This window comes from Phenylobacterium sp. (assembly GCF_024508875.1).
Taxonomy (GTDB): domain Bacteria; phylum Pseudomonadota; class Alphaproteobacteria; order Caulobacterales; family Caulobacteraceae; genus Phenylobacterium.
Map to the genome: position 1 here is coordinate 1 of NZ_JANINU010000107.1, position 7466 is coordinate 7466.

Consider the following 7466-nt stretch of genomic DNA (forward strand, 5'->3'; position numbering starts at 1 on the left):
CAGCACCCGGCGGCCCACGGCGTGCTGCGCCTGGTCCTGGAGCTGGACGGCGAAGTGGTGGAGCGGGTCGACCCGCACATCGGCCTGCTGCACCGGGGCACCGAGAAGCTGATGGAGGCGCGGCCCTATCAGCAGACGATCCCGTACATGGACCGCCTCGACTACGTGGCGCCCATGAACCAGGAGCACGCCTACTGCCTGGCGATCGAGAAGCTGCTGGGCATCGAAGCGCCGTACCGCGGCCTGCTGATCCGCACGCTCTACGACGAGATCGGCCGGATACTGAACCACCTGCTGAACGTGACGACCCAGGCCATGGACGTCGGCGCCCTCACCCCGCCGCTCTGGGGCTTCGAGGAGCGCGAGAAGCTGATGGTGTTCTACGAGCGCGCCTCGGGCGCCCGTATGCATGCCAACTACTATCGCGTCGGCGGCGTCCGCCAGGACCTGCCGGAAGCGCTGGTCCGCGATATCTCGGATTGGTGCGACCACTTCCCGAAGGTCTGCGACGACCTGGAAGGCCTGTTCGGCGGCAACCGCATCTTCAAGCAGCGCAACGTCGACATCGGCGTGGTGACCAAGGAAGAGGCGATCGCCCGCTCGTTCTCGGGCGTAATGGTGCGCGGCTCGGGCATTCCCTGGGACCTGCGCCGCAGCCAGCCTTACGCCGCCTACAACGACATGGAATTCGACATTCCGCTGGGCGTGAACGGCGACTGCTACGACCGCTACCTCTGCCGGATGCAGGAGATGCGGGAGTCGACCAAGATCATGAAGCAGTGCTGCGAGCGGCTGCTGAAGACGCCGGGCCCGGTGCTGATCGAGGACCACAAGATCGCCGCGCCCCGCCGGGGCGAGATGAAGCGGTCGATGGAAGCGCTGATCCACCACTTCAAGATCTTCACCGAAGGCTACCGCCCGCCGCCAGGCGAGGTGTACGCGGCCGTCGAGGCGCCGAAGGGCGAGTTCGGCGTCTATCTGGTGTCGAACGGGACCAACAAGCCATACCGCGCCAAGCTGCGCGCGCCCGGCTATCCGCACCTGCAGGCGATGGACTGGATGAACCGCGGCCACATGCTGGCGGACGTTTCGGCCATCCTGGGTTCGCTCGACATCGTGTTCGGGGAGATCGACCGGTGACCGCGAACGCCGCCCTCGGTCCCGCCGACATCGTGCAGGGCCAGCTCGACGCCTACAACGCCCAGGATCTGGACGCCTTCTGCGCCTTCTACGCGGACGACGCCGTGCTGGGCGCCTACAACGGCGAAGTCGCCACGGTGGGTCTTGCCGCCATCCGCGAACGCCACGCCAAGCTGTTCGCCGAGTTCCCGCAGAACAAGGCCGAGCTGAAGAACCGCATCGTCGTGGGCGCCCACGTGATCGACCACGAGCAGGTGCTGCGCGCGCCGGGCGGCGAGTCGTTCCAGGTCGCCCCGATCTACACCCTCGCTGGCGGCAAGATCGCCCGCGTCGACTTCGTGAAGTGAGGCCCGCGTGAGCGTCCGTCGCCTTTCGCCGAACCAGCCCGAGAGCTTCGCCTTCACGCCCGCGACCCTGAAGGCCGCCAAGGGCTGGATGGCGAACTTCCCCGCCGGCCGCCAGCAGTCGGCCATGGTGCCGATCCTGTGGCTCGTCCAGAAGCAGGAAGGCTGGGTTAGCGAGCCCGCCATCCGCGCCGTCGCCGAGCTGCTGGAAGTGCCGGTCATCCGGGTGCTGGAGGTGGCCACCTTCTATACGATGTTCATGCTGGAGCCGGTGGGCACCCACGCCCTGGTGCAGGTCTGCGGCACCACGCCCTGCCAGACCCGCGGCTCCGAGGCGCTGATGGCCGTCTGCAAACGCAAGATCGGTCCGCAGAACCACAAGAGCCCGGACGGCAAGCTCTACTGGCAGGAAGTCGAGTGCCTTGGCGCCTGTGCAAACGCGCCGATGGCCGCCATCAACGACTACTACTACGAAGACCTGACCCCAGAGAGCTTCGAGAAGCTGCTGGACGACTTCGCGGCCGGCAAGAAGCCGAAGCCCGGCTCGGCCATCGGCCGCCAGGGCTCGGCGCCGGAAGGCGGTCCGATGACACTGATCGATCCGAAGCTGTACGACGGTTCGCTCGCCAAGAAGGTCAAGATCCCCAACCTGCCGCCCAAGGCGGCCAAGCCGGCCAAGGAGAAGGCGTGATGGCGGGCATCCTGGCCGACAAGGACCGCATCTTCCTCAACCTCTACGGCCTGCACGACTGGGGCCTCGAGGGTGCGATGAAGCGCGGCGCCTGGAATGGGACGAAGGATATCGTGTCCCAGACCCCCGAATGGATCTGCGACCAGGTGAAGGCTTCGGGCCTGCGCGGCCGCGGAGGCGCCGGGTTCGCCACCGGCCTGAAGTGGACCTTCATGCCCAAGCAGGAGAGCGAGCGTCCGCACTATCTGCTGGTCAACGCCGACGAGTCCGAACCGGGCGCCTGCAAGGACCGCGACATCCTGCGCAACGATCCGCACCTGCTGATCGAAGGCTGCGTGATCGCGTGCCGCGCCATGCGCTCGCACAACGCCTACATCTACATTCGCGGCGAATACGTGCACGAGCGCGAGCGCCTGCTGGCCGCCATCAAGCAGGCCTACGACGCCAAGCTGCTCGGGCCGGGCTCGATCCTCGGCTACGACGTGGACGTGCGCGTCCAGCACGGGGGCGGGGCCTACATCTGCGGCGATGAAACCGCGCTGATGGAGAGCTTCGAGGGCAAGAAGGGCCAGCCGCGCCTGAAGCCGCCGTTCCCGGCCGGCGCCGGCATCTACGGCTGCCCGACCACGGTGAACAACGTCGAGACGATCTCGGTCGTCGGGACGATCCTGCGCCGCGGCGCCGACTGGTTCGCAGGCTTCGGCACCGAGAAGTCGACCGGCACCAAGCTGTTCGCTGGCTCGGGCCACCTGAACAAGCCGTGCGTGGTCGAGGACGCGGTCGGGATCAGCGTCAAGCAACTGATCGAGGACCACTTCGGCGGCGTGCGCGGCGGCTGGAAGAACCTCAAGGCCGTCATCCCCGGCGGCATCTCGGTGCGCATGATCCCGGCGGAGCAATGCGAAGACGCCGTGATGACCTACGAGGACCTGCAGGCGCGGGGCTCGGGCCTGGGCACCGGCACCATGATCGTCTTCGACAAGGACGCCGACCTGGTGAAGGCGATCGCGCGGGCGGCCTACTTCTACAAGCACGAGAGCTGCGGCCAGTGCACGCCGTGCCGCGAAGGCACCGGCTGGATGTGGCGCGTGATGGAGCGGATGGTCACCGGCGAGGCCGAGATGGCCGAGATCGACATGCTGCTGGACGTCGCCAGCCAGGTCGAGGGCCACACGATCTGCGGCCTGGGCGACGCGGCCGCCTGGCCGATCCAGGGCCTGTTCCGCCACTTCCGGCATGAGGTGGAGGAGCGCATCAACAACTATCGCGCGCGCAAGGGCTCCTACGCCGGCGCCTCCATCGCGGCGGAGTAATCGGAATGCCTATCGCCAAGGTCGACGGGGTCGAGGTCGAGTTCGAGCCGGGGATGAACGTCCTGCAGGTCTGCGAACTGGCCGGCAAGGAGATCCCGCGCTTCTGCTATCACGAGCGCCTGAGCATCGCGGGTAACTGCCGCATGTGCCTGGTCGAGGTGAAGCCCGGCCCGCCGAAGCCGCAGGCCTCGTGCGCGCTGCCGGCCGCCGAGAACATGGAGATCTTCACCGATACGCCGATGGTGAAGAAGGCCCGCCACGGGGTCATGGAATTCCTGCTGATCAACCACCCGCTGGACTGCCCGATCTGCGACCAGGGCGGCGAGTGCGACCTGCAGGACCAGGCCATGGGATATGGCCGCGACGACAGCCGCTACGCCGAGAACAAGCGGGCCGTCGAAGAAAAGTACATGGGTCCGCTGATCAAGACGGTCATGACCCGGTGCATCCAGTGCACCCGCTGCGTCCGCTTCATCACCGAAGTGGCCGGCGTGCCGGACATCGGCCTGATCAGCCGCGGCGAAGACGTTGAAATCACCACCTACCTCGACAAGGCCGTGGCGTCGGAACTGTCGGCCAACGTCATCGACCTCTGCCCGGTCGGCGCGCTGACGTCCAAGCCCTACGCCTTCAATGCCCGCCCGTGGGAGTTAAAAAAGACCGAGAGCGTCGACGTCATGGACGCCCTGGGCTCGGCCATCCGCGTGGACGCCCGTGGGCCGGCGGTGCTGCGCGTGCTGCCCCGCACCAACGAGGCGGTCAACGAGGAGTGGATCTCGGACAAGACGCGTTATGCCGTCGACGGCCTGTCGCGCCAGCGTCTGGATCGCCCCTTCATCCGTGAGAGCGGCAAGCTGCGGCCGGCGACCTGGGCCGAGGCGCTGGAAGTGGTCTCGGCCACGATCCGCGTGACCCAGCCCGACCGCATCGGCGTCATCGCCGGCGACCTGCAGGACGCGGAGTCCATGAAGGCCGCCAAGGACTTGTTCGGCGGCCTGGGCGTGAAGAGCCTAGATTGCCGTCAGGACGGCATGGTCCTGGGCGGCGGCCAGCGCGAGAGCTGGCTGCTGAACTCGTCGATCCAAGGTCTTGAAGACGCGGACTATATCCTGCTCGTCGGCAGCAATCCGCGCCTTGAGGCCCCGGTGCTGAACGCCCGCCTGCGCAAGCGCTGGCTGGCGGGCGCGCTGAAGGTCGGTGTGATCGGCGAGGCCGTCGACCTGACCTACGCCTACGAACACCTGGGCGCTGGCCCGGCTTCGCTCGCCGGGCTCACGAAGTCGAAGTCCGACTTCGTCAAGGGCCTGAAGGACGCGAAGAACCCCGCGATCATCGTCGGGGCCGGCGCCTTGACCCGCGCGGACAGCGCCGCGGTGCTGAACGCAGCGGCGGGCGTGGCCAAGACCTTCGGCATGACCTGGAACGTGCTTCACACGGCGGCGGCCCGCGTCGGCGGCCTGGACCTGGGCTTCGTCCCCGGCGAAGGCGGCAAGAGCGCGGCCGAGCTGGTCGCCAAGGGCGGCGCCGACCTGCTGTTCCTGATGGGCGCGGACGAGATCGACCTGTCGAAGACCTCGGCCTTCGTCGTCTACATGGGCACCCACGGCGACGCCGGCGCACACCGCGCGGACGTGATCCTGCCGTCGGCCGCCTACACCGAGAAGAACGGCCTCTACGTCAACACCGAGGGCCGGGTGCAGATGGGCCTGCGCGCGGTGTTCCCGAAGGGCGACGCGCGCGAGGACTGGGCGATCCTGCGGGCGCTCAGCGAACGCCTCGGCGCCACGCTGCCCTACGACACCCTGGACCAGCTCCGCGCCAAGCTGTTCGCGGATCATCCGACCTTCGGCCGCATCGACTACGTGCCGGAGACAGCGGCGGCGGTCGATTTCGCGGCGCTGGGCAAGAAGGGCGACCTGTCGGATACGCCGCTCGCGAGCGCGGTGAAGAGCTTCTACCTGAACAACCCCATCGCGCGCGCCAGCACGACGATGGCCGAATGCGCCTCGCTCGCCTCGGGCGCGGCAGCCAAGATCGCGGCGGAGTAGGGGACCCATGGAGTTCTGGACCACTCCCATCGGCTGGACGATCCTGACGGTCGCCCACATCCTTGCGATCACTGTCGTCCTGCTGCTGACGATCGCCTTCATCATCTACGGCGACCGCAAGATCTTCGCCGGCGTCCAGGCGCGTAAGGGCCCCAACGTCGTCGGCCCCTTCGGCCTGCTGCAGTCCTTCGCCGACCTGGGCAAGTTCCTGATCAAGGAACTGGTCATTCCGGCGGGCGCCGACAAGGCGGTCTATCTGCTGGCCCCGCTGATCAGCGTGACGCTGGCGCTCGGCGCCTGGGCGGTGATGCCGATCGCGCCCGGCTGGGCGGTGTCGAACATCAACGTCGGCATCCTCTACCTGTTCGCGGTCAGCTCGATGGGTGTCTACGGCATCATCATGGGCGGCTGGGCGTCGAACTCGAAGTACCCGTTCCTCGGTTCGCTGCGGTCGGCCGCGCAGATGGTCAGCTACGAGGTCTCGATCGGCTTCGTGATCATCACGGTGATCCTGCTGGCCGGCACCATGAACCTGAACGAGATCACCAAGGCCCAGTCGGGCTGGATCTGGAACTGGTACATGTTCGGCGGCGGCCTGAAGAACCTGCCGCTGATCCTGATCATGTTCCCGATGGGCGTGATCTTCTTCATCTCGGGCCTGGCCGAGACGAACCGTCCGCCGTTCGACCTGCCCGAGGCCGAGTCGGAACTCGTCGCCGGCTACGCGGTGGAATACGGCTCGACGCCGTACATGCTGTTCTACTTGGCCGAGACGGCGAACATCGTCCTGATGAGCGGCTTGATGGCTGTGCTCTTCCTGGGCGGCTGGAACGCCCCCTGGCCGACGCCCTACCTCGACGGTCTGCCCTCGTGGGTGGCGAGCCTGCACGGTCTGTTCTGGTACGCCGCCAAGACCTTCTTCGTGTTCTTCATGAACGCGATGGTCCGCTCAATCGTGCCGCGCTACCGCTACGACCAGTTGATGCGCCTGGGCTGGAAGGTGTTCCTGCCCACCTCGCTGGTCGCCGTGTTCGTGGTCGCCGGTTGGCTGGTCTACACCGGCTTCCCGACCGGGGCGGCGCAATGAGGACCGGGCTCGTGATCCTGGTCATGCTCGCGCTCGGAGGCTGCGCCGGCGGCGCCGGCTTCGGCCGCAGCGGCGGGATCGCGACCTACGACGACCTGAAGGCCGCCCAGGAGGCCTGCGCGGCCAAGGGTGGGACCCTGAAGCTCCAGAAGAACGGCGACGTCCAGTACCTGGACGACTACGCCTGCGAGAAGAAGAAGTAGCGATGCTGAACCGGATCGGACAGGCCCTCAGGGGCGCCGCGCTGATGGATTTCGTCGGCGCCTTCGGCCTCGGCATGAAGTATATGGTCGCGCCGAAGAAGACCGTGCAGTACCCGCACGAGCGCAACCCGCAGAGCCCGCGATTCCGTGGTGAGCACGCGCTGCGCCGCTATCCCAACGGAGAAGAGCGCTGCATCGCCTGCAAGCTCTGCGAGGCGATCTGTCCGGCTCAGGCGATCACCATCGAGGCCGAGCCGCGCGCCGACGGCAGCCGCCGCACGACCCGCTACGACATCGACATGGTGAAGTGCATCTACTGCGGCCTGTGCCAGGAAGCCTGCCCGGTGGACGCCATCGTGGAAGGCCCGAACCTGGAGTTCGCCGTCGAGACCCGCGAGGAGCTCTACTACGACAAGGAGCGCCTGCTGGATAACGGCGACCGCTGGGAACGCGAGATCGCGAAGAATCTGGAACTGGACGCGCCGTACCGCTAAGACCGCGGCGCGATTCAAAGCACTGCAATTGACCCCGCCGACCGGCCCCCGCGCCGCCGTCGGGACGAGTGAAACCGAGGGACAGAGAAGAGCCGAATGGCCCTGCAGGCGATCGCATTCTACCTCATGGCGGCGGTGACCGTGGC

At 67.2% G+C, this 7466-nt stretch carries 8 protein-coding genes; all 8 read left to right on the forward strand.

The genetic code is table 11. From position 1 onward, the window contains the following. Window positions 1-1140 (forward strand): NADH-quinone oxidoreductase subunit D (locus Q0L11_RS09470; RefSeq protein ID WP_296596892.1); only part of this gene is annotated, 1140 nt, incomplete at its 5' end. Continuing rightward, window positions 1137-1487: a nuclear transport factor 2 family protein gene (locus Q0L11_RS09475; protein WP_296596894.1), complete on the forward strand. Its 351-nt coding sequence runs from the start codon at window positions 1137-1139 to the stop codon at window positions 1485-1487. The genes Q0L11_RS09470 and Q0L11_RS09475, both read left to right, overlap by 4 nt. A 7-nt stretch (window positions 1488-1494) precedes the next feature. Continuing rightward, on the forward strand, window positions 1495-2175 hold the full coding sequence (gene nuoE / locus Q0L11_RS09480) for an NADH-quinone oxidoreductase subunit NuoE (RefSeq protein ID WP_296596895.1): 681 nt from the start codon (window positions 1495-1497) through the stop codon (window positions 2173-2175). After that, window positions 2175-3488: an NADH-quinone oxidoreductase subunit NuoF gene (gene nuoF, locus Q0L11_RS09485; protein WP_296596896.1), complete on the forward strand. Its 1314-nt coding sequence runs from the start codon at window positions 2175-2177 to the stop codon at window positions 3486-3488. The genes nuoE and nuoF overlap by 1 nt, the downstream gene beginning before the upstream one ends. Window positions 3489-3493: 5 nt before the next feature. Beyond that, window positions 3494-5536 carry an NADH-quinone oxidoreductase subunit NuoG gene (gene nuoG / locus Q0L11_RS09490; protein WP_296596897.1) on the forward strand — a complete coding sequence of 681 codons (2043 nt, stop codon included), beginning with the start codon at window positions 3494-3496 and terminating at the stop codon, window positions 5534-5536. Between the two features lie 7 nt (window positions 5537-5543). Continuing rightward, window positions 5544-6623, forward strand: coding sequence for an NADH-quinone oxidoreductase subunit NuoH (nuoH, locus tag Q0L11_RS09495; protein ID WP_296596898.1), 1080 nt, complete (start codon window positions 5544-5546; stop codon window positions 6621-6623). After that, complete coding sequence (locus tag Q0L11_RS09500) at window positions 6620-6826, forward strand: hypothetical protein (protein ID WP_296596899.1); 207 nt, start codon at window positions 6620-6622, stop codon at window positions 6824-6826. The genes nuoH and Q0L11_RS09500 overlap by 4 nt, the downstream gene beginning before the upstream one ends. A gap of 2 nt (window positions 6827-6828) precedes the next feature. Continuing rightward, window positions 6829-7320, forward strand: a complete 492-nt coding sequence (nuoI, locus tag Q0L11_RS09505; protein ID WP_296596900.1) for an NADH-quinone oxidoreductase subunit NuoI — start codon at window positions 6829-6831, stop codon at window positions 7318-7320. Window positions 7321-7466 lie beyond the last annotated feature (146 nt).

What these genes read in the sequence shown, in the direction of transcription:
- nuoI (WP_296596900.1), top strand. Translation starts at nt 6,829, where the DNA reads ATGCTGAACCGGATCGGACAGGCCCTCAGGGGCGCCGCGCTGATGGAT.
- nuoF (WP_296596896.1), top strand. Translation starts at nt 2,175, where the DNA reads ATGGCGGGCATCCTGGCCGACAAGGACCGCATCTTCCTCAACCTCTAC.
- nuoG (WP_296596897.1), top strand. Translation starts at nt 3,494, where the DNA reads ATGCCTATCGCCAAGGTCGACGGGGTCGAGGTCGAGTTCGAGCCGGGG.
- nuoH (WP_296596898.1), top strand. Translation starts at nt 5,544, where the DNA reads ATGGAGTTCTGGACCACTCCCATCGGCTGGACGATCCTGACGGTCGCC.
- Q0L11_RS09500 (WP_296596899.1), top strand. Translation starts at nt 6,620, where the DNA reads ATGAGGACCGGGCTCGTGATCCTGGTCATGCTCGCGCTCGGAGGCTGC.